This window comes from Nonomuraea sp. NPDC059194, from assembly GCF_042754765.1.
Taxonomy (GTDB): Bacteria; Actinomycetota; Actinomycetes; order Streptosporangiales; family Streptosporangiaceae; genus Nonomuraea.
Genome location: NZ_JBHZBH010000034.1, coordinates 1 through 20,839, shown reverse-complemented (window position 1 = coordinate 20,839; position 20,839 = coordinate 1). Strand labels below are relative to the sequence as shown.

Below are 20,839 nucleotides of genomic sequence, written 5' to 3'. Positions count from 1 at the left end.
GAAATGCCTGTCTACCTTGGGGTTTTGCCACCAGCGACTACATGTTGATCATGTGGCCCGCGAGGCCGTGGATCGCCTCCTTGACCGCCTCACCCAGCGTCGGGTGGGCGTGGATGTTGCGACCGACCTCGTGCACGGTCAGGTCCCACTGCTGGGCCAGGGTCAGCTCGGGCAGCAGCTCGGTGACCTCGGGGCCGATCAGGTGGGCGCCGAGCAGCTCGCCGTGCGTGTCGTCGGCGATGATCTTCACGAAGCCCTGGGCGTCGCCAAGTCCGTGGGCCTTGCCGTTCGCCGTGAAGGGGAACTTGACGACCTTGACGTCGTAGCCCAGGTCGCGCGCCTGCGCCTCGGTGAAGCCGAAGCTGGCGATCTGCGGCTGGCAGTAGGTCGCGCGCGGGATCATCACGAAGTCGACCTCCATGGTCTCCGCGCCGGCGATCGTCTCGGCGGCGATGATGGCCATGGCCTCGGCGGCGTGGGCCAGCATCAGCTTGGCGGTCACGTCGCCGATGGCGAAGATGTGCGGCACGTTGGTACGGCCCCGCCCGTCGACCTCGATCGCGCCGCGGTCGGTGAGCTTCACACCGGTGTTCTCCAGGCCGTAGCCCTCGACGCGCGGCTGGAAGCCGATCGCCTGCAGCACCTTGTCGGCCTCGAGGACCTGCTGCTGGCCGTCCTTGCTGACCGTGACCTTGACGGAGGCGCCGGTGTCCTCGATGTTGTCGACCCTGGTCGAGGTGAGCACGTCGATGCCGAGCTTGCGGTAGCGCTTGGCCAGCTCCTTCGACACCTCCTCGTCCTCCAGGGGCACCATGCGGTCGAGGAACTCCACGATCGTCACCTTGACGCCGTAGTTGTGCAGCACGTAGGCGAACTCGACGCCGATGGCGCCGGCGCCGGCGATGATGATGCTGCCGGGCAGTTCCTCGGTGAGGATCTGCTCCTCGTAGGTGACCACGCGGTCGGACAGGCTGGTGCCGGGGATCAGCTTGGTCGTGGTGCCCGCGGCGATGATGCAGTGGTCGAAGGTGATCGTGTCACCGTTCACCTCGATGGTGTTGGCATCACGGAAGGTGCCGCGACCGTCGAACTCGGTGATCGCGTTCTTCTTCATCAGGAAGTGGACGCCCTTGACCCGGCCGTCGGCGACCTTGCGGCTGCGCTCGAAGGCGGCGCCGTAGTCGAAGGTCACCTCGCCGTTGATGCCGAAGGTCTTGGCTTCCTTGGTGAAGATGTGCGCCAGCTCCGCGTTGCGCAGCAGCGCCTTGGACGGGATGCAGCCCACGTTCAGGCAGACGCCGCCCCAGTACTTCTCCTCGATGACGGCCGTGCGAAGGCCGAGCTGGGCGGCGCGGACCGCCGCCGTGTATCCCCCGGGCCCCGCGCCGAGGACGACAACGTCGAAGTGAGTGCTCATGTCCCGGACACTATTGGACGCCGTCCGCTGACCCGAACTTGACCCCGTTAGTGATTAGCCACTAACTTACCCTCATGGTCAGGATGAGCGCCGAGGAACGGCGAGAGAGCGTCATCCGCGCCGCGATCTCCGAGTTCGCGCGCGGCGGCTACCACGGCACCTCCACCGAGGCGATCGCCCGCCGTGTCGGGGTCAGCCAGCCGTACCTCTTCCGGCTCTTCCCCGGCAAGCAGGCCATCTTCCTGGCCGCCGCCACCCGCTGCCTGTCGGAGACCCGCAGGACGATGGAAGAGGCCAGAGACCCCGACGACCCCCACATGTCGATGGCCGCCGCCTACAAGGAGCTCATCAAGGACCGCGACATGCTGCTCATGCAGATGCAGGTCTACGTGGCCGTCGCCTCGTTGGAGGGCGAGTTCGGCGCGGAGATCCGCAGGCTCTGGGAGGACTGGTGGGACTCCATGCACCTGCTGCTCGGCGCCGACGTGCACGAGACGACCTTCTTCATGTCGTACGGCATGCTGATCAACACGCTCGTGTCGCTCGGCTTCCCCCCTGACCACCGCGTCTGGTCGAACTTCGCCGCCCCCTGACGGCGTTTCACGCCCGCAAAACTTAGTGACCAATAACTAACAAAGGAGCAGCCATGATGTCCCGCATCGCCACCGTCCTCGCCGTCCTGGGCGCCCTGTTCATCGGCTACATCGGTATCAGCTACCTCACCGACCCCCAGGCCATCGCCGCCGGGTTCGGATTCCGCCAGGTCCCGGCGGACAACTCGTTCCTGCTGGTCAAGGGCGTTCGCGACCTGGTCAGCGGGCTCATCATCGTGACTCTCCTCGTTACCGGCCAGCGCCGCGCCCTCGGCTGGACGATGCTCGCCCTCGCCGCCGTCCCCCTCGGCGACGCCATCGTGGTCCTCAGCCAGAACGGGGTGCCCGCCCTGGCGTACCTCATGCACGGCGGCACCGCCGTGATCGTCGCCCTGACCGGCGCGCTCCTCCTGCGCACCAGCCGCCGCCTTCCCACCAAGACGGCGGCATGATTGGCTGCCCTGGTGACCGATCAGGTAGTCAGCCGGATGCCCGCCACGGTGGCCGTGGCCAGAGGGATCATGGCCGTCCAGGCCGCCCTGGGCTGCGTCGGCCTGCTGTTCCTGGCGGGCATCGTCGACAGCGGTTTCCTCGGCCTGACCCTCTTCCTTCCGGCGCTCGCCGTGACCGCCACACTGATCCTGCTCGTCGCCAGGTGGCGGTCCCGCCGCCGGTGGGTGTGGATCGCCGCGCTCGCCGTCGAGGCGCTGGCGGTCGCTCTGCAACTGCTCCCACCGCTGCTGTATGAGCCGCGGCTGAGCGACGTGCTGAACCCCCACCTTGCCATGGCCGTCGCCACGCTCGTCCTGCTCGGGCTGCGCGACGCGAGGAGCTGGTTCGACCGCTGACCGCTCACGGCTCGTCGGGTGGTGGGGTGTCCTTCCTGGAGGATCTGATCATGCGCCCGACGACGAACCCCACGGCGATCGCCCCCGCCACGATGAGGACGGGGCGCTTCCTCACCAGTCCCCCGAAGTCCTCCGCGATCCCGGCGAACCCCCGCCGCTCCAGGTAGTCGGCGGCCCGCTCCCCCGCGTCCACGATCTCCTGGACCGCCGTGTCCACGGGAGATCCCGGCTCGGCCTCGTCCGTCATCGACTTCAGCTCGTCGGCCCACTGGCGGATGCCGCGCGCGGCCCGGTGCGCCTGGGAGTCCGCCTCCTTGCCGATCCGCTCCCTGAGGTAGTCGACGACTCCGTTCGGTTCGGACATCACGGCTGCACCTCCAGACGACCTCGAAGCAGACCACCACGAGACCCTGCCGCTACCCACGACGGACGAAACCACGCATGTCAGCGGGCCGGGTACCGTTGTCACGTCCTTGTTGCTCAGACGAATGCCGGGAATGTTGTGGGAAGTCTCCATGCTTGAACCCCCACGTCCTGGTGTGGGATCAGACGCATGAAGAATGAATCCCCCAACCGCCGCCGGTTCCCGACGGGAGACCTCGCGAGGATCAGCGTGTTCGCCGCGCTCATCGCCGTCCTCGGTCTGCCGGGCGCCCTCAACGTCTTCGGCAACGCCGTACCCATCACGCTGCAGACGTTCGGCGTGATGCTGGCCGGCGCGATCCTCGGCTCGTGGCGCGGCGCGCTCGCGGTCGCCGTCCTGATCCTGCTGGTGGCCGCGGGCCTGCCGCTGCTGGCGGGCGGTCGCGGCGGCCTCGGCGTGTTCACCGGGCCCTCGGTGGGCTTCCTCCTCGCGTGGATCCCGGGCGCGGCCCTCACCGGATGGATCGTCGAGCGCGGCGGGACGTCGCCGAGCAACCTGCGCCTGCTCGTCGCGTGCCTCGCGGGCGGCATCGGCGTGATCTACCTGATCGGCGTTCCCGTCCAGTCGGCGATCACCGGGCTGCCGCTCGGCGCGGTCGCGCTGGCCAGCGCGGCGTTCCTGCCCGGCGACGTGATCAAGGCGGTGCTCGCGTCGATCGTGGCGCGCGGCACGCAGCGGGCCTACCCCGACGCGATCCCGGCCGTCCACCGCGAGCGGGTCAAGGCTGGTTGAGCCGAGCATGCCCGTCGCCGCGCAGGTCAAGCGCCACGCCGTCGAGCGCCCTCACCGGCCTGCGCTGTGCGGCCCCCAAGGGTCCCTCACCTACGCCGAGCTCTGGCGGGAGGTGATCGCCCGGCCCCTGCCCCACACCGGCAAGGGGCTGGTCGCGATCACCCTGTCCGACCCCGTCGACCAGCTCGTCGCCGTGCTCGCCGCCGACCTGGCCGGCGCCACGCCGCTGCTGTGCGACGAGGAGCAGCGCGAGCGGATGGCGGACACGGTCCCCGTCGACCTGTCCGTCGACGCGCCCCTGCCGCTCGCCGAGGGCGCGGGTGTCACCACCGAGCCCACGGCCGGCGACCTGGTGTGGGCGTGCCTGACCTCCGGCAGCGCCGGCCGGCCGCGTGCCGTGGTCCGCACCCGCGCGTCGTGGGCGGGCTCCTTCCCGCACCTCGACGACCTGGCGGGCATCGGCCCCGACGACGTGGTGCTGGTGCCCGGCCCGCTGGTCTCCTCCCTGTACGGCTTCGCCGCCGTCCACGCCCTGGCCACCGGCGCGACCGTCATCGTCCCCGGCCGCTGGTCGCCCGGCTCGCTGGCCACGCAGCTCAGGCAGGCCACGGTCGTCCACCTGGTGCCGCACCGGCTGCCCGCCGTGCTCGACGTGCTCGCGGAGGTCGGCGGCCCGCTGCGCACCGCGGTCGTCGGCGGCGCGGCGCTGCCTCCGCATGCCAGAGACCTGGCGGCGCGGGCCGGAGTCAAGGTCGTGGCGTACTACGGCGCGACCGAGATGTCTTTCGTCGCCGTCGACGCCGACGGCACCGGCCTGCGGCCCTTTCCCGAGGTCGAGATCGAGGTACGCGACGGCGAGGTGTGGGCGCGCTCGCCATGGCTGGCCGAGGGCTACCTGGCGCAGGCGCCGGGCCCGCTGAAGACCGACGTCGAGGGCTGGATGAGCGTGGGCGACCTCGCCGAGCCGTACCGGCCTGGGCAGCCGCTGCGGCTGCGCGGGCGCGGCGACGGCGCGATCCAGACCGGCGGCGCGACCGTGGTGCCCGAGGACGTCGAGGCCGTGCTGCGCGGCGTGCCGGGCGTGACCGACCTCGTGGTCATCGGCTCGCCGCACCCCGAGCTCGGCTCGGTCGTGACCGCGGTGCTGGAGGGCACGCCGCCCTCGCGGGCGGCGCTCGAAGCGGTGGCGCGCGGCGGCCTCGACGCGGCGCAGCGGCCCAGGCGCTGGTACGCCATGGGCGACCTGCCCCGCACCCCCACGGGCAAGCCCGCCCGTGCCCTGGTGGCCGCCCGGCTGGCCGAGGGTGACCCCGAGATCAGGCGGCTCGGCTGACATGAGCGAACAGCCTGTCGTGGTGGCGGCGCGCCGTACCCCCATCGGGACGGCGGGCCACGCCTACAAATCGTTGACCGCCGACCGGCTCGCCGCGCCCGTGATCGCGGCGGTCGCCCGCGAGGTCCCGCACCTCGCGGTCGACGACGTCGTGCTCGGCAACTGCATGGGCCCAGGCGGCAACCTCGCCCGCGTCTCCGCGCTCGCGGCCGGGCTGGGGCACGAGGTGCCGGGGGTCACCGTGGACCGCCAGTGCGGCAGCGGCCTGGCCGCGATCCTGCTGGCCGGGCAGGCCGTCCGCGCGGGAGAGGCGGACCTGGTCATCGCCGGTGGCGTCGAGAGCGCGTCGACCGCGCCGCTGCGGACCATGCGCGGCGCCGCCGAGCCGTACCAGAGGGCGCCGTTCGCGCCCGCGGGCCACCCCGATCCCGACATGGGACCCGCCGCCGAGGCCCTGGCCGCCGCGCGCGGCGTGTCGAGGGAGCGCCAGGACGGCTACGCCCACCGCAGCCACGCCAGGGCCGTCGCCGCCCGCTTCGACCAGGAGCTCGTCGAGATCGACGGCAGGCTCGCCGACCAGCGGCCCCGCAACCTGCGGATGGAGACGCTCGCGCGGCTGCCCGCCGCCTTCGTGCCGGGTGGCACGGTCACCGCGGGCAACTCCTCGCCCATCAGCGACGGCGCGGCGGCCGTCGCCATCGTGCCCGAGCGGCTGCGCGACGGGATGCCGGGGCTGCGGCTGAAGGCGGGCGCGGTCACCGGCTGCGACCCTGCGCTGCCTGGCTGGGGTCCCGTGCCTGCCGTACGGCGGGTGCTGAGCCGTACCGGAGTGACCATGGAGGACGTCGCCGCTGTGGAGATCGTGGAGGCGTTCGCCGCGCAGGTGCTCGCGGTGACCGACGCACTGGAGGCCGACCTGGACCGGGTCTGCGCCGACGGCGGCGCGCTGGCCCTCGGCCATCCGTGGGGCGCGACTGGCGCGGTGGTGGTGACCAGGCTGTTCAGCAGGCTCGTGCGCGCGGGCGCGCCATCGGGGACGCTGGGTCTGGCGACGGCCGCGGTCGGCGGCGGCATGGGCGTCGCGGCCCTGTTCGAGGTGGTGTGAATGATCGAGTTCAGCGGTGTCAACGTCACGTTCGGCGAGCGCGAGGTGCTGTCCGGCCTGACGCTGGCGCTGCCCGAGCGCAGGATCGGCGTCGTCGGCGCGAACGGCTCGGGCAAGAGCACGCTCGCCCGCCTGATCAACGGCCTGGCCCTGCCCACCTCGGGCGAGGTCACCGTCCTCGGCCTCGACACGCGCCACCACGCCGCCCGCATCAGGCGCGATGTGGGCTTCCTCTTCACCGACCCCGACGCGCAGATCGTGATGCCGACCGTCGCGGAGGACGTCGCGTTCTCGCTGCGCCGCAAGGGTCTGTCCCGCGACGAGGTCGAGGAGCGCGTGCGCGAGGTCCTGACCAGGTACGGCCTGGCCGGCCACGCCGACCACCCCGCCCACCAGCTGTCCGGCGGGCAGAAGCAGCTGCTGGCCCTGTGCGCGGTCCTGGTGCTCGAACCACAGATCCTGATCATGGACGAGCCGACCACGCTGCTCGACCTGCGCCACTCCCGCCAGGTCGCGGGCCTGCTGCGCAGCCTTCCGCAGCAGGTCGTGGTCGTCACCCACGATCTCGGCCTGCTCGACTCCTTCGACCGCGTCATCGTGCTCGACCAGGGCCGCATCGTCGCCGACTCGCCGCCGCGCGAGGCGATCGATCACTACCGGAAGCTGATGTCGTGATCGGGCTCTACGTTCCGGGCGACTCGCTGCTGCACCGGCTGCCCGCGGGCGCGAAGGTGCTCGGCCTGGCAATGCTGTGCACGACGCTGCTGCTGCTCGGCACGCCCGTCGCGCTCGGCGCCTTCACGGCGCTGGTCGTGCTGCTGTACGCGATCTCAGGAGTGGGCGCCGCCGCGGCGTGGGCGCAGGTCAAGCCGGTGCGCTGGTTCGCGGTGGCGCTGTTCGCGATGCAGTTCGTGCTGGTCGACCTCTACGGCGCGATCTCCTCGACGGCGCGCATCGTCCTGGCCGTCGCCCTGGCCGGGCTGGTCACGCTCACCACCAGGTTCGCGGACATGATGGCCTTCTTCGAGCGCTGTTTCGGCCCGCTGCGCCCCCTCGGGATCGACCCGTTCCGCGTCTCGCTGCTGCTGTCGCTGACGGTGCGCAGCGTCCCGGTCATCTCGGAGCTCGCCACCAGGGTGCGGGAGGCCCAGCGGGCGCGCGGCGTCTCGTGGAGCATGCGGGCGTTCGCCGTACCGCTGGTGGTCAGCGCCCTGCGGCACGCGGACGCCCTGGGCGAGGCCCTGAGCGCCCGCGGCCTGGACGACTAACTCGGCTGGAAACGGGCCGCGTGTTCGGCCACCCACGAGGCGAACGTGCGCGGCGGGCGGCCGGTGATCTCCTCGACCGTCGGCACCACCGTGTAGGCGTGCGGCGGCGGGTCGCCCTGCCAGTTCGCCAGCAGCTCGATCAGCTCCTCGTCGTAGCCGGCCTGCCGCCAGCGCTCCCGCGCCTGCTCCTCGGTCAGCTCGACGAACTCCAGGTTCCTGCCGAGCACCTCGGCGATGGTGCGCAGCCGCTGCCGCGGCGTGAGCTGCTCGGGTCCCGTCAGCGAGTACGACCTGCCGCCGTGCCCGCCCTCGACCAGCACCCTGGCGGAGACGGCGGCGACATCGGCCTCGTGCACGATCGCGCTCGGCACGTCGGCGAACGGCTCGCGCACCACGCCTTCGGTCCTGATGGCGTCCGCCCAGCCGAGCGTGTTGCTCATGAAGTCGACGGCCTCCAGCCTGGTCCACTCCAGGTCGCTCGACTCGAACGCCTCCTCCACCGGGCCCACCTGCCCGTTCCACAGCAGGGCGACCCGCCGTACCCCTGCCTTCTCGGCCAGCTCGACGATCTCGGGCCCGGTCCGCAGGGTGGCGTAGTCGTCGCCGCCCACGGTCATCAGGTGCACGCCGGTCACGCCGTGGAACGCGGGCCCGAGCGTGGCGGGGTCGGCGAGGTCGCCGCCCACCACCTCGACCTGCTCGGGCAGGTTCGCCCTGGCGGGGTCACGGGTCAGCGCCCTGACGCGCTTCCCCTGCCGCAGCAGGTGGTCGACCACGTGCCGACCGGCCTTGCCCGTAGCGCCTGTCACGAGATACGTCATGACCGTGGACGTTACGGGCATGCCCCCGCTCAAGTCATTGGCCCGTCGGCGGAACCGTCCGTCGGACCTTCGTCCTAGGACCACCTTCCTGGTGGCCCCACCATGACCCAGGACTCTCGGCTCCGCACCCGTGTGCTCGTCGGCCCCGCGCCGATTCAATAGCGGGCATGACTCCCCGCCAACACACCCTCCCAGGTCCGTGGGTCGAGGGCAGCGGCCTCGTCCTGGGTCCGCTCCTGCTCGTCGCGGGCGTTCTCCTCCGGCTCGGCGAGGACGACTTCTTCCCCGGCCAGCTCGCCGCCTACGCCGCCGCGCCGGGCCGGATGGTCCTGTCCTACAGCCTGTTCGCCGCGGGGACCGTGCTGCTGTGGCCCGCCGTGATCTCGCTGGCGCGCAGGATCGGCGGCTCCCACCCCGGCTGGGCCCGATGGGGCGCCACGCTGGTGATCCTCGGCCTGTTCGGCCGTGTCTTCCACGCGGGCGCCGGCCACCTGGCCTTCCAGATGGTCGACACCCTCGGGATCGAACGCGCGCGGCAGGCCGTCGAGGTCACCTACGGCGCCTTCCACGTCTTCAAGATCGTGAATCTGTTCATCATGACCGGTTGGATCGTGCTGGCCGTCGGCGCCTACCGCGCGAAGGCGTTCGGCGCGGGTCCCGTGGGCGTCGTCCGCTGCGTCGCGCTCGCCTTGGCGGCGGGGCTGCCGCTGGGCGTGCTCAAGGGCAGCAGCGACCCGATCTCCCTGCTCGCCCTGCTCGGCCTGGCCGTCGCGCTGATCCCGGTCGGCGTCACGCTCCTCAGGCAGGCCCCTGCTCCGCCGTGGTGGGCCGTCGCGCTGACCGTCGGGCTGGTCCCGGTCGCCCTCTTCCTCGGGGTCTCGGGCTGACGGCCGAGGCGAATGTGACGGCTCAGGGTTCGACGAGGCCGGTGCGGATGGCGTAGCGGGTCAGTTCGAGCCGGTCGCGCATGCCGAGCTTCTGCAGGATGTTCGCGCGGTGCCGGTCGACGGTCTTCACGCTGATGACGAGCGTTTCGGCGATCTCCTTGGCCGAGTTGCCCTCGGCGATCAGCTTGACGATCTCCTCTTCCCGCTGCGTCAGCAGGCTGTCCGGCTGCCGCTCGCCGAGCCGGTCGCGCCGCAGGTACTCGCGGATGAGCGAGGTGACCGCGCCCGGATACAGGAACGGCTCGCCGCGCATCGCCGCTCTGCACGCCTCCAGCAGGTCTCTGTCGGCGACCGACTTGAGCACGTAGCCCGAGGCGCCCGCCTTGAGCGACTCGAAGAAGTACTGCTCGTTGTCGTACATGGACAGGATCAGGATCCGGATGCCCGGTGCGCGCCTGGAGATCTCGCGGGCGGCCTGGATCCCGGTCATCCTCGGCATCGCGATGTCGAGAATGGCCAGGTCGACCTGCCCGGTGGTGGCCGCCTCGACGGCCTCGGCCCCGTCGGCCGCCTCGGCGACGACCGTGAGATCGGGTTCGGCGTCGAGGATCATCCGCAGGCCGTGGCGGACGAGGGCGTGGTCGTCGGCCAGCAGGATCCGGGTTCGGTTCACTGTGTTCAGCTCCGCTCTTCGGCGTCGGGTACGACCAGGCGCACGTCGGTGCCTTCGCCCGGCGGGGAGGTGATGGTCAGGCGCGCGCCGATCAGCAGCGCTCGTTCGCGCATGCCGCGGATGCCCGCTCCGTCCTCGATCGCGCCGCCCTTCCCGTCGTCGGTGATGCGCAGCGTCAGCTCGCCGGGGTCGGAGCTCACCATGAGACGCACCTGGCCGGCGTGGGAGTGCCTGGCCACGTTGGTGAGGCTCTCCTGCGCGATCCGGTAGAGGACGAGCTCGGCGTCCGCGCTCAACGCCGGCAGCACCTGGTCGACCTTGCGCGTCACAGGGATCCCGCTGACCTGCGTGAACTCACTGCTCAGCGCGTTCAGCGCGCTCTGCAGGCCGAGATCCTCCAGCACGCCGGGACGCAGCCGGCGGGCGACCCTGCGCACCTCGTCGAGGCTGGTGCGGACCGACTCCTGGATGGCCTGCAGTTCCGGGCGGAGGTCGTCGGGCGCCCGGTCGACGGTGTGTTTCAGCCCGAGAAGTACCACGGTGAGGCTCTGGCCGATCTCGTCGTGCAGCTCGCGCGCGATGCGGGCGCGCTCGCCCTCCTGCGCGGCCAGCGCGTGGGCGCTGCTGGCGGTGCGTTCGGATTCGAGGCGATCCAGCATCGCGTTGAAGGCCTCGATGACGTGGGTGAGGTCACCGTTGCCGCTGTCGGTCATCCGGTCACCGGTACGCAGCAGGTCGACGCGCTTCATCAGGGCGGTGAGCGCGTTGAGCGGGGCCAGGCTGGTGCGCAGCAGGAGCGCGTTGGCGGCGAGGATGAGTGCCAGCCCGACGGTCAGCACGGGCACCTCGGTCAGCAGGATCGGCGAGGACACCGTGGCGGGCGAGATCGCGAGCACGAGCGTGCCGACGGTGAACACCAGCCCGTTGATCAGGAAGACCCGCCGGAACAGCGCCTGCGCGGGCCGCCGCTCATTGTTCATCCTGCCAGGGTCGCCACCGCGTGCGCGGTTGTCCATGCGGGCCACCTCCCATCTACCTCACGCCCTCCTACACGTTGTACCCGCACGCATATGGGTGCTGGACCCGATGGTGAGCGGCCCGACGCGATGGCGAGACTGAGGCACCTGGCACCGCATGCGGGAGGAGCACAGATGGACATCCAGGCGCCCGCCGTGCTCATCACCGCCGGACTGCTGCTGGCCGCGATCGCGGTCGTCGTCCTGCGGGTCGTTCCGGCAGGTCAACGCCTGGTGGTGTTCAGGTTCGGCCGCGTGGTCGCGGTGAAGAACGCGGGCCTCGTCGTCGTGATCCCTGGCGTGCACCGGGTGACCCCTGTGCCGTCCGGCGCGACGTACATCGACCTGCTCTGGCTCGAAGCCGTCACCGCGGACGGCGTCGCGGTGACCGTCAACTGCGCCGCTCTGGCCTCCGTCTGGGATCCGGTCGCCTACGCGATGAGCCCGGACGCGCCGAAGGCGGCCATGATCACCATCGCCGAGAACGAGATCCGCCGGTACGTCGGCGAACACGATCTGCTGGACCTGTCCGAGCTCGCGGAAGACGAACAACGCCGGCTGTCGGCCGCCATCAGCGACCGCACTCGCGCCTGGGGAGTGGACATCACCTTGATCGACTTCTCCCGCGTGGAGATACGGCTCAGGAAGGACCTGGCGAGCTGGGCGGAGGGGTTCACCGCCCGCGCCCGGCAGGCGTCCCGGCAAGAAGGGCGGACCCCATGACCACGGCGGAGACGGACCCTCGACCTGTTGCCCAACGGGATGGTGACATGCAAGCGCGCGACATCGCTGTGAGCCTGCCGACGGTGACCGTCGACGACCACGTCGCCAAGGCGGTGCGCGTGATGGCCCTGGGCAGGCTGCCCGGCCTGGTGGTCGTGGACGGCCTGGCGCGCCCATGGACGGTGCTGCCGGGAACCCAGGTGCTCAGGCTCGCGGTGCCCGGCGCCTACCAGGAGGACCCCGTGCTCGCCCAGGCGATAGACGAGGCCCACGCGGACCTGTTCTGGCAGGAGCTCGGCGACCGGCGGGTGGGCGACTGCCTGCCGCGCCAGCCGGCCAAGCCGGTCACCGTGTCCCTCGACGCCACGCTGCTGGAGGTGGCCGCGCTGATGACGCGGATGCGCAGCCCTCTGGTCGCGGTCGTCGACGAGGACGGCGCGCTGTTCGGCGCGATCACCCTGGAACGCCTGCTCACCTTCCTAGCGCTGGCCGATCCGGCCGGCTGACCAGCCGCATGAGCGCCGTCATCTCGCTGTCCGTCTTCGTCGTGGCGTTCTACTTCATCGCCACGGAGAAGGCGAACAAGGTCAGGGTCGTGCTCGTCGCCGCAGGCGCGATGGCCCTGCTCGGCCTGATCCCCGGCGCGAAAGTGTTCTTCTCCGAGCACGAGGGCATCGACTGGAACGTCATCTTCCTCCTGCTGGGCATGATGATCATCGTTGGCGTGGTCAAGCAGACGGGAGTCTTCGACTACCTGGCCATCTGGGCCGCCAAGAAGTCGAAGGGCGAGCCGTACCGGCTCATGGTGATGTTGATGGTCATCACCGCCATCGCCTCCCCGTTCCTGGACAACGTCACCACGATCATGCTCGTCGCCCCCGTCACCGTGGTGGTCTGCGACCGGCTGCGCATCCCCGCGCAGCCGTACCTCATCGCCGAGGTCCTCGCCTCCAACATCGGCGGGGCCGCCACGCTCATCGGCGACCCGCCCAACATCATCATCGGCAGTCGCGCCGGGCTGACCTTCAACGACTTCCTCGCGCACATGGCGCCGGTCGTGGTCGTCGTCTTCGTGGTGTTCGTGCTCTTCACGCGGGTGCTGTTCCGCCGGTCGTTCCGCTACAACCCCGAACACGTCGCCGCCGTGATGGCGTTGCAGGAGCGGCGTGCCATCACCGATCCCCGGCTGCTGGCGCGGTGCCTGGCCGTACTGGCCGGTGTCGTCTGCGGCTTCGCCCTGCACGCGGTGCTGCACGTCGAGCCTTCGATCGTCGCCATGGTGGGCGCGGGCGTCATGCTCCTGGTCTCCCGCGCCGACGTCTCGGAGGTGCTGCGCGAGGTCGAGTGGCCCACCCTGGTCTTCTTCATGGGCCTGTTCGTCATGGTCGCCGGGCTGGTGCACACCGGCGTCATCTCCACCATCGGGGGATGGACGGTGGCCGCGTTCGGCGATAACTACTTCCTCGCGGCGACGGTGCTGCTGTTCGGCTCCGGCGTGCTGGGCGCCTTCTTCGACAACATCCCCTACGTCGCCACCATGGCGCCCATCGTGGAGGGCGTGGTCGCGACGACGCCGGACCCGCAGACCGGGCAGGCGTTGTGGTGGGCCTTCGCCCTCGGGGCCGACTTCGGCGGCAACGGCACCGCGGTGGCCGCCAGCGCCAACGTCGTCGCCATCGGCATCGCCGCGCGCACCGGCCACAGCATCAGCTTCTGGCAGTTCACCAAGTACGGGATCCTGGTGACCTTGTTGAGCACGATCATGGCCTGGATCTACGTCTGGCTGCGCTACTTCACCTGAGTGCGGACGGATGCTGCGAGGTGGTCGGAAAGTGATGAAGGATGCTGGATAGGCTGGGGTTCAGCGAGCAGGAGGAGGCCGTCTACGTCGAGCTCCTGCGGCGTCGCCGGGCGATGGTCTCCGAGGTGAGCGAGGCGCTCGACCTGTCGGCGACGGTCGTGACAGCCGCCGTGGCCAGGCTCGTCACGCTCGGTCTGGCCACCCGCGACGACAGCGGATTACACATGGTCGTGCCTCCCGACGTGGGGCTCGGCACACTGATCGCGCAGCGGCAGGCCGCGCTGCAACAGCTCCAGGGCAGGCTGGCGGAGCTGGTGGAGGTCTACCGAACGGGGGCCGCCGCGCGCGCCGGCGAGATCGAGGCGCTCACCACGCCCGAACAGCTGTCCACCTGGCTCGAAAATCTGGAGCGCGGCGCCAAGCGGGAGGTGCTGGCCTTCTTCAAGCCCCCGTACGTCCTCGACGTCAACCTCGACGACTCCACCAACGCGCTGGCCACCTACCGCTACGTCTACGAACGTGCCGCGCTGGACGATCCGCGAGCGCCCGCCGAGGTCGGCAGGTTCCTGGAGAGCGGGTACGAGATCAGGGTCGCCGCCGAGCTGCCCAGCAAGATGATCATCGTGGACCGGGAGGTGGTGATGCTCCCGATGCTGCCCGACCAGGCGAGCGTCCATCCGGGCTTCCTCCTGGTGCGGGGCCAGTCCCTGGTCCACCTGCTGGTGGCGCTGTTCGAGCGGGTCTGGCAGGCGGCGACGCCGCTACGGCTGACCGCCACGAGTGTGGCCGAGGGGGAGGCTCCTGCCTGGGACGACACCGACGTCATGCTGATGACGTATCTGCTGTCCGGCATGCCGGACAAGACGGCCGCCAGCCGGCTCGGCACCAGCGAACGCACCGTGCAGCGCAGGATCGCCCGGCTGATGAAGCTGGCCGGGACCGACAGCCGGATGCAACTCGCCTGGTACGCCGCCAGGTCCGGCATGATCCCCTGACCCGAACCGGGGCGCCCCCGTCCATGGAGGCGCCCCGTCGGATTTACCGCCGCACCTGGTAGGCGCGGGTCACGGTCTGCTGGACGGTGTTGCCGTCAGCGTCGGTGGCCTGCGTCCGCAGCGACACGAACCCGTCGGCGGGGTTCTTGATCCGGCCGGTGAAGGCCGCGTCGCCGGTGGCGGCCAGCTTCACCTCCTGCCAGGTGGAGCCGTCGTCGTAGGAGGCCCACAGCTTCGCCTCGGTGATCCGCGCTCCGGCCATGCCCTTCGGGTACCGCACGCCGAGCCCGACCTTGGTCGTGGACCGCGCCCTGACGCTGTTGGCCTGGTCGACATCGAGGTCGTAGTCGACCGACAGGACCGGAAGCGGACTCTTGCCCTCGGCCTGCTCGGAGTGGAACGTCCAGTCGGTGTTCACCTTGGTGGAGGTGGTCCACCACGGCTGGTCCCGCTGCACGTCGACCACCACGCGGTACTGCGCGCGCTCCGGCACCACCGGGAAGGCGACGGCCGCGGATGGCGCCGTGCCGAGCAGCTCACCGTTGCGGTACACGGTGGCCTGCTCCTTGTCGGCGAAGGCGCGGAAGACGAGCAGTTGGTCCGGCGTCGTGTCGATCAACCCGCCGCCGAGCACCACGCCCACGCCGCCTTCCCTGACGGCCGACCAGTCCAGCCCGCCCGGCAGCGCCGTACGGACCACGGCCTTGTTCCAGTCACGGGACGCCCGCTGACCGGCCTTGAGCACCGCCGGCGCGGTGTACTTCCAGGCTCCGCCGGCCTCCCACACGGTGCCGACCTGCACCCACTCCCAGGTCGGCACGTCCGCCGAGACGAACTCGGTCACAGACCGCGGGCTGACCACCCGGTCGAAGACACCGTAGGCCGTGGTCTGCATCGGCGAGAGCATCGCCCGGGAGTACCCCGCCTCCGTGCCGGGCGCCGAGGCGTGGAACTTCGACTCGACCGTGGCGAGCTCACTCGCGCGCACCCGGTACCGCTGGTCGGCGGGGATGCCGCCCTGGCGGTACTTGAGCAGTTCGTACGAGTACGGGCTCACCGCGATGCCCGTGAGCTGGACCCTGGCCCTGCCACTGGCCGCCAGTTCGGCCAGCCGGACACCCTGCTCGCCCGACAGCGTCATCGCCGGGATCTTGGTCTCCGTCGTGGCCCAGTTGTTGGCACCCCAGTTGTCAGGCGTGTCGTTGTAGATGACGATCGCCCGTGCTCCGGCCGCCGCGGCGTCGTCGACCTGCTGCTGCGGCGTGCGGTCGGCGCTGCGCTTCACCAGGGCGAGCTTGCCCTGAACGTCCTGCCCGGCGTTCGCCACACGCAGCACCTGCGTCCCGTCGATGCGGGCGGAACCGGCCCTGCCCCGGAAGTACACCGGGTCGAACGGCGTGCGACCGTGCCCGACGACCTTCGCCCCGAGCTCCGGCGCGCTGAGCGACCATCCGACCCGCGACTCGAAGTGGTCGCTCGTGACCTGCGACGGGACGGAGTACACCTTCGTCTCGCCGCTGGCCCACTGCTCGAGGCCGTAGGAGTTCGTGCTGGTCGAGTCCCGCATGGCCAGGCCCAGCCTGATCCGGTTCGTCTGGCTCGGCTTCGGGGTGTCCATGGTGACCGGGCCGGCCTTGCTGCCGTCGAAGGTGACGGTCCGGTCGGAGTCGATGAGCGTGCCGGGCTCGCCGCCGTAGGTGTACTCCCAGAGACGGCTCCAGTCGGCGCTGTAGTGGAAGATCTGCGACACGAAGGCGTGCTCGCCACGAGGCAACCGCGCCACCACGGTGCCGTCCTCACCGGGCAGGTACACCTCGGGCAGGCTCAGCTTCCCCAGGTTGAAGTCGTAGATCGCGGCGACGCCCTTCGTCGGCTTGCCGTCCCGGTCGAGCACCTTGAAGGTGACGTCGAACCGCTCCACGTCCCTGACGAACCCGACCGCCGTCGTCACGACCGCCTGGCCGTCGGCGGAGGTCGCGGTGACGTGCGCGCCGTGCGCGCCCGCCGCGGTGGCCGCCGCGTCAACGGTGACGCCCACCGAGGCCTTGCCCTTGGCCGGTACGGTCACCGTCTCGGCGCCGAGGGTCAGCGCCTTGGCCGGCAGGTCCTCGCCCGCGCTCTTAGCCGAAAGCGTGAGGGTGACCGGCTGGTCGCCGTCGTTGACGTAGTCGATCTGCTTGGTGACCGGGCCGCCGGCCGCGTCCCAGTCCGAGAGGCCGAAGTCGACCACGCCGGACCCGGAGACCGCCTGCCGTACGGCGCGGCTCACGTCGACCCGGCCGGCGCCCTGCGCGTGCACCGGCGTACCGGCGGTGGCCTTCGCCGTACTGATGAGGTGGCTCTTCAGCCGAGGCCCGGTCCAGTCGGGGTGCATCTGGGCGAGGATCGCGGCGGCCCCTGCCACGTGCGGCGTGGCCATGGACGTGCCGCTCGCGGCGGTGTACAGGTCACCCGTCGGCGTACCCATGGAGGTGCCGGACGCGCGAGCGGCCACGATCTTGAAGCCGGGAGCGGTGATCTCCGGCTTGAGACCACCGTTGCCCCCGCGCGGGCCACGGCTGGAGAAGTCGGTGACCGCGTCGGCCGAGTCGACCGCGCCAACGGTCAGGGCCGCGTCGGCGGCGCCGGGCGAGCCCACCGTGGTCGCCCCAGGACCGCTGTTGCCCGCGGCGATGGTGAACAGCACGCCGGTCTCCGCGGTCAGCTGGTTCACCGCCACCGACATCGGGTCGGAGCCGTCCGCGCCTTCCTGGCCGCCGAGGCTCATCGAGACCACCTTCGCGCCCGAGTGGGCGGCCCAGGTCATCCCGTCGAGGATCCACGACTCCATGCCGCCGCCCTCGTCGGCGAGCACCTTGCCCACCAGGAGCTTGGCGCCGGGCGCCACGCCCTTGTACGAGCCGCCGGACCCCGCGCCGGAACCGGCGATCGTGGAGGCGACATGCGTGCCGTGGCCGTGGCCGTCCTGCACCGTCTCGTCAGGGACGAAGCTGCGGCTGTCGGCGATCCGGTCGGCGAGGTCGGGATGCTTCGGGTCCACGCCGGTGTCCAGCACCGCGACCTTGACGCCGGTGCCGTCGTAGCCGGCGGCCCAGGCCTCGGGCGCGCCGATCTGCGGCACGCTCTTGTCGAGCAGCGCCTTCACCTTGCCGTCCAGCCAGAGCCGCTGGATGCCGCCCGAGAGCCGGGCCTTGGGCGTACCCGTCTTGGCGCTGTCGTCGTCGACGGCCTCCCAGAACGTGTCGCCCTGCTTCTTGTCCGTGGTGATGGCCGCCGCGCGAACGCCGGGCAGGCTCCGGGTGATCCGCCCGCCCTCCGGCGCGGCGGCCTTGGCCATGGACTTGTCGGGGTACTGCACGATCACCGGGATCGACTCGCTGTGCGCGTCGTCGTAGCCCTGGGCGATCAGCTGGGTGACGTTGAACAGGCGCTTGTCCACCTGGCCGGAGCCGACGAGCAGCTCGGCCTCCTTCGGCATCACGTACACGTCGGAGCCGACCGTGTACGTGCGGATGTCGGCGGCCGAACGGTTGTACGGCGTGACGTTGACCGAAACGGGCTTGCCCGCCTGGCTGGCCACGGTGACCTGGTCACCGGTGATGAGGGTGACCCGCGCGGTGGTGGTCGACGACGTCGGTACGCCGATGACCCCTTCCGGCGACTCGCCGTACGCGCTTCCGGTGCTGGCCGCGACGAGCGTGGCGGCGAGGGCGACGCTGAGTAACGCCGCACGACGGCTGATTGGCATGGCGGGGCTCTCCTTCCACCGGTGGGGGGAGTTCGCAACCGGCAGAGCAAAGCTTCGTCAAGGAGAGATCGTCAGCGCTATGACTACGTCTGGCGGACAGCCGACATGTCAGGTCACCGCCACTCTTGGGTTCACATTTCGTCAGAGCCGGATGACGACCTTCCCCAACGGCTCGCCGGAGGCGTAGTAGCGGTAGGCGTCGGGGGCCTGGTCGAAGGGGAACACGCGATCGATGACAGGGCTGATGCGGTTGACGTCGATGGTGTGGTTCATCTCGCGGAACTGTGCGCGGCTGCCGACGGCGACCGCGCGCACGGTGGCGCCGGAGGCGAAGAGCACCCGCGCGTCGATCGGAGGTGCGGTGTCGGAGACGAAGCCCACGCAGGCGACGTGACCCGCGATCGCCACCGCCTTGAGCGATTGCTCCAGCAGACCGGCCACGTCCACGACCCGGTCCGCGCCCCTGCCGCCGGTCAGCTCCCTGACCTTGGCGGGCCAGTCCGGCGTGGCCCGGTAGTCGATGACCTCGTCGGCGCCGAGCTCGGCCAGGCGTCGCGCTTTCGCCGGGCTGCTCGTCGTGGCGATCACCCGGGCGCCCAGTGCCTTGCCGAACTGGAGCGCGAACAGCGACACCCCACCCGATCCCTGCGTTACCAGGGTCTGGCCTGGTCGCAGGCCTGCACCGTCGCCGGTCAGCGCGTTCCAGGCGGTGACCGCGGCGCAGGGCAGCGTCGCGGCCTCCTCGTACGACAGGTGGTCCGGGATGGGCACGAGCCCGTGCTCCTCGACCAGCGCGAGCTCGGTGAGCATGCCGTCCAGCGAGCCGCCGCGCTGCGGCAGGTGCTGAAGGCCGAACGGGCCGTCCTGCCAGCTCGGGAAGAGCGTGGCGGCCACCCGGTCACCGACGCGCACCCCGACGACGTCAGGTCCGACCGCGACGACCTCGCCCGCTCCATCCGACACCGGGATCACGTCGGGCTTCACCGGCAGCACGTAGTCGCCGCGCAGCACCATCAGCTCGCGGAAACTCAGTGAGGTGGCGCGTACGGCCACCACAACCTGCCCGGCTTCCGGGACGGGGTCCTCGTGCTCCCTGATCGACAAGCCGCCACCGTTGAGGTGGTAACTACGCACGGGACGCCTCCTCGGCGGCCAGCGGGACCTCGCCCGCGGTCTTGCTGTAGCCCAGGGCTTCGACGATGAGGCCGTCGCGGACGAGCATGAGGTTCACGCCGCGCACCGAGTCGGCGGGGCCGTCGCCGAAGCGGTAGCGCCAGCGGATCGTCGCCCGATCGCCGGCGACCACCACGTCTTCGGGCTCGAACTGGGTGGTGCTGTCCTGGGCCAGCGCCTGCCAGAACGTCAGACAGGCTTCGCGGCCTTCGTAGCGGGCGCCGTCGGGGGCCGGCTGGATGGCCTCCATCACGCAGTCGTCGCCGATCAGGTCGGTGAGCAAGGCGGGGTCGTGGTCGACGAAGGCGCGGTTGAAGCGGTCGATGACCTCGGCTGTAGTCATGCGAAATCCTTAGCTAGATAGAACGTTCTGTCTATTCAGACCATATAGACCGGTTGATCTACTTGTCAACCGATGGCAGGCTGAGAGCCATGAGCACCCGCGCGACACCCGGCCCACGAGAACGCCTGCTGGAGGCCGCCCAGAAGCTGACCTACAGCCACGGCATGAGCGTCGGCGTCGACACCCTCCTCAAAGCCGCGAACGTGGCCCGGCGCTCCCTGTACGAACACTTCGGCGGCAAGGACGGACTGATCGCCGAGGTGCTCAAGCGCAGCACCAACGAGGACGAAGCCCGCTACCGGGAGACCATGCGGGCCGCCGGCGAAGACCCACGCGACCGCCTCCTGGCCGTCTTCGACTGGCTCGCCGAGGCCATCGCCGAACCCGACTTCTGCGGCTGCCGCTACCTGGCCGCCGACCTCGCCCTCACCGACCCCGACCACCCCGGCCACGCCATCACCCGCGACTACCGCCTCCGCGTCCACGGCCTCCTCGAACACGAACTCGTCAAGCTCGGGCACCCGAGGCCCGCACACGCGGCCGACCAACTCCTCCTGCTCATCGACGGCACGCTCGCAGCCGGAGCCACCCGGCCCGGCACCCACCCCGCGGCCTCAGCCCGCGAACTCGCCGAGCAGATCCTCGACACCACCCCCAAGATCGGGTGATCTTCGCTTTCCCGAACCCTGGATGTGCTCGAGGACAGTACGGCCGAAGCTGGATCACCGGTCAGCTCGACGTGGCCACCATCGGAGCACCGGACCCGGCCAGCGGCGATGCCAGCCGGTTACCGGGACGACCCCGACCCCGGGCGCCTCCCCTCCCAGCCAGCCTCTGACGTCCACCCCACGAACAGAAAGCCGGGAGACCACTCGCCATGTAAGTCACCCACCGCTGCCGCACCACCCCCACCAACGGAACGGCCGCCAACCGCCGACC

22 protein-coding genes are annotated in these 20,839 nt (G+C 70.8%); 14 read left to right on the top strand and 8 right to left on the bottom strand.

All coding sequences use genetic code 11. The features are described from left to right. Positions 1-37 precede the first annotated feature (37 nt). Positions 38-1,417, bottom strand: a complete 1,380-nt coding sequence (gene lpdA, locus ACFXJ8_RS32510) for a dihydrolipoyl dehydrogenase (protein WP_379647812.1) — start codon at positions 1,415-1,417, stop codon at positions 38-40. Positions 1,418-1,491: 74 nt separating this feature from the next. On the opposite strand from lpdA, the gene ACFXJ8_RS32505 reads away from it, so the two are divergent. From ACFXJ8_RS32505 to ACFXJ8_RS32495, 3 genes are read left to right on the top strand one after another with little or no spacing between them, the layout of a single operon-like run. Continuing rightward, positions 1,492-2,010 (top strand): TetR/AcrR family transcriptional regulator, encoded by a 519-nt coding sequence (locus ACFXJ8_RS32505; RefSeq protein WP_379647811.1) that lies wholly within the window; start codon positions 1,492-1,494, stop codon positions 2,008-2,010. 53 nt (positions 2,011-2,063) lie between these two features. Next, the gene (locus ACFXJ8_RS32500) at positions 2,064-2,462 is read left to right on the top strand and encodes a DUF4267 domain-containing protein (RefSeq protein ID WP_379647810.1); all 399 of its coding nucleotides are present in this window, start codon (positions 2,064-2,066) and stop codon (positions 2,460-2,462) included. 12 nt (positions 2,463-2,474) lie between these two features. Further along, the gene (locus ACFXJ8_RS32495; protein ID WP_379647809.1) at positions 2,475-2,858 is read left to right on the top strand and encodes a hypothetical protein; all 384 of its coding nucleotides are present in this window, start codon (positions 2,475-2,477) and stop codon (positions 2,856-2,858) included. Between the two features lie 4 nt (positions 2,859-2,862). Here ACFXJ8_RS32495 and ACFXJ8_RS32490 read toward each other — a convergent pair whose 3' ends face one another. Beyond that, positions 2,863-3,222 (bottom strand): hypothetical protein, encoded by a 360-nt coding sequence (locus tag ACFXJ8_RS32490; RefSeq protein WP_379647808.1) that lies wholly within the window; start codon positions 3,220-3,222, stop codon positions 2,863-2,865. A 189-nt stretch (positions 3,223-3,411) separates the two neighbouring features. On the opposite strand from ACFXJ8_RS32490, the gene ACFXJ8_RS32485 reads away from it, so the two are divergent. Genes ACFXJ8_RS32485 through ACFXJ8_RS32465 form a run of 5 tightly spaced genes read left to right on the top strand, consistent with a single transcriptional unit; the run spans position 3,412 to position 7,720 of the window. Beyond that, positions 3,412-4,014, top strand: a complete 603-nt coding sequence (locus tag ACFXJ8_RS32485) for a biotin transporter BioY (protein WP_379647807.1) — start codon at positions 3,412-3,414, stop codon at positions 4,012-4,014. 7 nt (positions 4,015-4,021) lie between these two features. Next, positions 4,022-5,347: a class I adenylate-forming enzyme family protein gene (locus tag ACFXJ8_RS32480; RefSeq protein ID WP_379647806.1), complete on the top strand. Its 1,326-nt coding sequence runs from the start codon at positions 4,022-4,024 to the stop codon at positions 5,345-5,347. Between the two features lies 1 nt (position 5,348). Further along, positions 5,349-6,452, top strand: coding sequence for a thiolase family protein (locus ACFXJ8_RS32475; RefSeq protein WP_379647805.1), 1,104 nt, complete (start codon positions 5,349-5,351; stop codon positions 6,450-6,452). Next, the gene (locus tag ACFXJ8_RS32470; RefSeq protein ID WP_379647804.1) at positions 6,453-7,127 is read left to right on the top strand and encodes an energy-coupling factor ABC transporter ATP-binding protein; all 675 of its coding nucleotides are present in this window, start codon (positions 6,453-6,455) and stop codon (positions 7,125-7,127) included. It abuts the gene before it with no gap. Continuing rightward, entirely contained in the window at positions 7,124-7,720 is a 597-nt protein-coding gene (locus tag ACFXJ8_RS32465; protein WP_379647803.1) for an energy-coupling factor transporter transmembrane component T family protein, read from the top strand. Before ACFXJ8_RS32470 ends, ACFXJ8_RS32465 begins: the two co-directional genes overlap by 4 nt. Here the strand turns inward: ACFXJ8_RS32465 and ACFXJ8_RS32460 are convergent. Continuing rightward, positions 7,717-8,541 carry an NAD(P)H-binding protein gene (locus tag ACFXJ8_RS32460; RefSeq protein WP_379647802.1) on the bottom strand — a complete coding sequence of 275 codons (825 nt, stop codon included), beginning with the start codon at positions 8,539-8,541 and terminating at the stop codon, positions 7,717-7,719. The two genes, ACFXJ8_RS32465 and ACFXJ8_RS32460, sit on opposite strands and share 4 nt — an antisense overlap. Before the next feature lie 167 nt (positions 8,542-8,708). Between ACFXJ8_RS32460 and ACFXJ8_RS32455 the strand changes: the two genes are divergently transcribed. Next, positions 8,709-9,428, top strand: coding sequence for a hypothetical protein (locus tag ACFXJ8_RS32455; protein ID WP_379647801.1), 720 nt, complete (start codon positions 8,709-8,711; stop codon positions 9,426-9,428). 22 nt (positions 9,429-9,450) lie between these two features. On the opposite strand, the gene ACFXJ8_RS32450 is transcribed toward ACFXJ8_RS32455, so the two are convergent. Continuing rightward, complete coding sequence (locus ACFXJ8_RS32450) at positions 9,451-10,041, bottom strand: response regulator (protein ID WP_379647892.1); 591 nt, start codon at positions 10,039-10,041, stop codon at positions 9,451-9,453. A 65-nt stretch (positions 10,042-10,106) separates the two neighbouring features. Beyond that, positions 10,107-11,117, bottom strand: a complete 1,011-nt coding sequence (locus ACFXJ8_RS32445; protein ID WP_379647800.1) for a histidine kinase — start codon at positions 11,115-11,117, stop codon at positions 10,107-10,109. 135 nt (positions 11,118-11,252) lie between these two features. Between ACFXJ8_RS32445 and ACFXJ8_RS32440 the strand changes: the two genes are divergently transcribed. From ACFXJ8_RS32440 to ACFXJ8_RS32425, 4 genes are read left to right on the top strand one after another with little or no spacing between them, the layout of a single operon-like run. Beyond that, positions 11,253-11,840, top strand: a complete 588-nt coding sequence (locus tag ACFXJ8_RS32440) for an SPFH domain-containing protein (protein WP_379647799.1) — start codon at positions 11,253-11,255, stop codon at positions 11,838-11,840. Between the two features lie 47 nt (positions 11,841-11,887). Continuing rightward, on the top strand, positions 11,888-12,346 hold the full coding sequence (locus ACFXJ8_RS32435) for a CBS domain-containing protein (protein ID WP_379647798.1): 459 nt from the start codon (positions 11,888-11,890) through the stop codon (positions 12,344-12,346). A gap of 8 nt (positions 12,347-12,354) precedes the next feature. Then, a complete protein-coding gene (locus ACFXJ8_RS32430; protein ID WP_379647797.1) occupies positions 12,355-13,641 on the top strand; it encodes an SLC13 family permease in 1,287 nt (428 codons plus the stop codon). Positions 13,642-13,682: 41 nt separating this feature from the next. Further along, the gene (locus ACFXJ8_RS32425; protein WP_379647796.1) at positions 13,683-14,636 is read left to right on the top strand and encodes a helix-turn-helix domain-containing protein; all 954 of its coding nucleotides are present in this window, start codon (positions 13,683-13,685) and stop codon (positions 14,634-14,636) included. A gap of 43 nt (positions 14,637-14,679) precedes the next feature. Here the strand turns inward: ACFXJ8_RS32425 and ACFXJ8_RS32420 are convergent, their stop codons facing one another. The 3 genes from ACFXJ8_RS32420 to ACFXJ8_RS32410 all read right to left on the bottom strand — a co-directional run bounded on the left by ACFXJ8_RS32420 (position 14,680) and on the right by ACFXJ8_RS32410 (position 19,900). Then, complete coding sequence (locus tag ACFXJ8_RS32420) at positions 14,680-18,384, bottom strand: S8 family serine peptidase (RefSeq protein ID WP_379647795.1); 3,705 nt, start codon at positions 18,382-18,384, stop codon at positions 14,680-14,682. A 141-nt stretch (positions 18,385-18,525) separates the two neighbouring features. Then, positions 18,526-19,518, bottom strand: coding sequence for an NAD(P)-dependent alcohol dehydrogenase (locus tag ACFXJ8_RS32415; protein WP_379647794.1), 993 nt, complete (start codon positions 19,516-19,518; stop codon positions 18,526-18,528). Then, the gene (locus ACFXJ8_RS32410) at positions 19,511-19,900 is read right to left on the bottom strand and encodes a nuclear transport factor 2 family protein (protein ID WP_379647793.1); all 390 of its coding nucleotides are present in this window, start codon (positions 19,898-19,900) and stop codon (positions 19,511-19,513) included. Before ACFXJ8_RS32410 ends, ACFXJ8_RS32415 begins: the two co-directional genes overlap by 8 nt. An 89-nt stretch (positions 19,901-19,989) precedes the next feature. Between ACFXJ8_RS32410 and ACFXJ8_RS32405 the strand changes: the two genes are divergently transcribed. Further along, positions 19,990-20,568: a TetR/AcrR family transcriptional regulator gene (locus ACFXJ8_RS32405; RefSeq protein WP_379647792.1), complete on the top strand. Its 579-nt coding sequence runs from the start codon at positions 19,990-19,992 to the stop codon at positions 20,566-20,568. The last annotated feature ends 271 nt before the right edge of the window (positions 20,569-20,839 follow it).

Excerpts from the sequence above, each read along its gene's own strand:
- lpdA (WP_379647812.1), bottom strand. The coding sequence starts at position 1,417 with ATGAGCACTCACTTCGACGTTGTCGTCCTCGGCGCGGGGCCCGGGGGA.
- ACFXJ8_RS32485 (WP_379647807.1), top strand. The coding sequence starts at position 3,412 with ATGAAGAATGAATCCCCCAACCGCCGCCGGTTCCCGACGGGAGACCTC.
- ACFXJ8_RS32475 (WP_379647805.1), top strand. The coding sequence starts at position 5,349 with ATGAGCGAACAGCCTGTCGTGGTGGCGGCGCGCCGTACCCCCATCGGG.
- ACFXJ8_RS32440 (WP_379647799.1), top strand. The coding sequence starts at position 11,253 with ATGGACATCCAGGCGCCCGCCGTGCTCATCACCGCCGGACTGCTGCTG.
- ACFXJ8_RS32405 (WP_379647792.1), top strand. The coding sequence starts at position 19,990 with ATGAGCACCCGCGCGACACCCGGCCCACGAGAACGCCTGCTGGAGGCC.
- ACFXJ8_RS32430 (WP_379647797.1), top strand. The coding sequence starts at position 12,355 with ATGAGCGCCGTCATCTCGCTGTCCGTCTTCGTCGTGGCGTTCTACTTC.
- ACFXJ8_RS32410 (WP_379647793.1), bottom strand. The coding sequence starts at position 19,900 with ATGACTACAGCCGAGGTCATCGACCGCTTCAACCGCGCCTTCGTCGAC.
- ACFXJ8_RS32450 (WP_379647892.1), bottom strand. The coding sequence starts at position 10,041 with ATGATCCTCGACGCCGAACCCGATCTCACGGTCGTCGCCGAGGCGGCC.
- ACFXJ8_RS32500 (WP_379647810.1), top strand. The coding sequence starts at position 2,064 with ATGATGTCCCGCATCGCCACCGTCCTCGCCGTCCTGGGCGCCCTGTTC.
- ACFXJ8_RS32425 (WP_379647796.1), top strand. The coding sequence starts at position 13,683 with ATGCTGGATAGGCTGGGGTTCAGCGAGCAGGAGGAGGCCGTCTACGTC.
- ACFXJ8_RS32445 (WP_379647800.1), bottom strand. The coding sequence starts at position 11,117 with ATGGACAACCGCGCACGCGGTGGCGACCCTGGCAGGATGAACAATGAG.
- ACFXJ8_RS32435 (WP_379647798.1), top strand. The coding sequence starts at position 11,888 with ATGCAAGCGCGCGACATCGCTGTGAGCCTGCCGACGGTGACCGTCGAC.
- ACFXJ8_RS32505 (WP_379647811.1), top strand. The coding sequence starts at position 1,492 with ATGGTCAGGATGAGCGCCGAGGAACGGCGAGAGAGCGTCATCCGCGCC.
- ACFXJ8_RS32455 (WP_379647801.1), top strand. The coding sequence starts at position 8,709 with ATGACTCCCCGCCAACACACCCTCCCAGGTCCGTGGGTCGAGGGCAGC.
- ACFXJ8_RS32420 (WP_379647795.1), bottom strand. The coding sequence starts at position 18,384 with ATGCCAATCAGCCGTCGTGCGGCGTTACTCAGCGTCGCCCTCGCCGCC.
- ACFXJ8_RS32460 (WP_379647802.1), bottom strand. The coding sequence starts at position 8,541 with ATGACGTATCTCGTGACAGGCGCTACGGGCAAGGCCGGTCGGCACGTG.
- ACFXJ8_RS32490 (WP_379647808.1), bottom strand. The coding sequence starts at position 3,222 with ATGTCCGAACCGAACGGAGTCGTCGACTACCTCAGGGAGCGGATCGGC.
- ACFXJ8_RS32470 (WP_379647804.1), top strand. The coding sequence starts at position 6,453 with ATGATCGAGTTCAGCGGTGTCAACGTCACGTTCGGCGAGCGCGAGGTG.
- ACFXJ8_RS32480 (WP_379647806.1), top strand. The coding sequence starts at position 4,022 with ATGCCCGTCGCCGCGCAGGTCAAGCGCCACGCCGTCGAGCGCCCTCAC.